This window comes from Olleya marilimosa CAM030 (genome assembly GCF_000518485.1).
Classification (GTDB): Bacteria; Bacteroidota; Bacteroidia; order Flavobacteriales; family Flavobacteriaceae; genus Olleya; species Olleya marilimosa.
The window spans coordinates 1-1,465 of record NZ_JADR01000027.1 but is presented as its reverse complement, the minus strand read 5'-3'; the positions used below and the strand labels follow the sequence as shown (position 1 = coordinate 1,465).

Here is a 1,465-nt window from a genome sequence, read left to right as displayed (position 1 = left end):
GTGTCTTAATTATGGAAGTTGTTTATTTACTTACTGCTGAAATTCCTTCGGAATTTCATTGCGCGCAAATCACAACTTTCCATATGCAAAACGTTGGCAAACATTTAAGAAAAACTGCATCATAAGAAAATGAAGAACTTTTTAATAATCGTTTCAATCATCTTTTTCTGTAATCTGAATTATGGACAAGTTGCAGTTATAAAAGATGTTGATGGATTTACTAACGTTCGAAAACTTCCTAAAATTGACTCTGAAGTCATTTATAAACTCAAAGATTCGGAAGTATTTAGTTATCAAGAAAACGAAACAGAATCGGATTGGATAACTGTCTATATTTCAAAAAACAAATATCAAATGGAAAGCGGAGAAGATGATACTTTTACGGGTTATATTCATAAAAGTCGTTTATGCCCAATTGAGGATTTGAATAAATACAACGGAACTGAATTTTCATTTGAGTATAAGTTAAAAGAATTTAGTCTGGAAAATAAGATATCTGATTTTGACGGAAAGTGGCTGACTAAAATTAACGGACGCAAAATTTACGGAACTGACGGAAATATTCCTAAAACAGAAGTTGTCGGAATTGAAACCTCAATAAATGGAAAATCGATTGAGATTCCGAGTATTCTTTACGAGGATATTTTTGAATGTGACAATGTATTTGAAATCAATAAAAACAAGGATGATTATATTATTCATCAATGGAATAGTGATGGTGCTGGTGCATATTTAATTGTTTGGGTTTTAGGAAACAAGAAATTAAAACAACGACTGATATTAATACCATAAAAAAAAACGATTTGCCAACAATGGCTATAAGTAATTGCTTGTTCTTGCCTACTTCTGAAAATCCTCGCGGATTTTCAGTTTGGTACGTACTTGCAAAGTTAAGTGCTAACCCACGCAACTACTCATAGCCGAGACCGTTGCCAACAATTTTGAAAAATGAGAACTGAAAATGTACTTTTGATTTTAGGATTGATATTTTCAATCTTTTTATTCACATTCCGATTTGAAAATGGATTTGAATTTTTGAATATCCAATTGGAATATTCTATAATTGATGTCGCACTGAATATGTCAACTGAAAACTATCTGAATTCAGCAATTATCGGATATTTGTGTTATCTGATTTTTAGCTTTATTGTGTGGAATAAAACAAGTAAAAACGGAAAGACAATACTTCTAATTTTCTCAATTTTGACTTTAATCGGAATTGGAATTGAACTGAAACCATTTTACGAGAGTTTTAACGGAATTTATAGCGGAAAACATTTCCGAATCGGAATTCCTTTAGCTATAATTGGTTTCTATATTGCAAATCGAATGAACAAAACCGAATTGAATAAAAAAACAGTTGGCAACAACGTGTATAATTAATTGCTTTGGTCGTTGCCTATTTGGAAAATTCCTTCGGAATTTTCTCGCGTTCGTTTTTGTTTACTAAATTAGTTGCTTAAAC

Annotated in this window: 2 protein-coding genes; both read left to right on the top strand. The window is 31.2% G+C overall.

Annotated features, from left to right (window positions below):
* The first annotated feature begins 129 nt into the window (after positions 1-129).
* Positions 130-792, top strand: a complete 663-nt coding sequence (locus tag M890_RS16535; RefSeq protein WP_028284106.1) for a hypothetical protein — start codon at positions 130-132, stop codon at positions 790-792.
* Positions 793-948: 156 nt separating this feature from the next.
* On the top strand, positions 949-1,383 hold the full coding sequence (locus tag M890_RS0113945) for a hypothetical protein (RefSeq protein ID WP_028284105.1): 435 nt from the start codon (positions 949-951) through the stop codon (positions 1,381-1,383).
* The last annotated feature ends 82 nt before the right edge of the window (positions 1,384-1,465 follow it).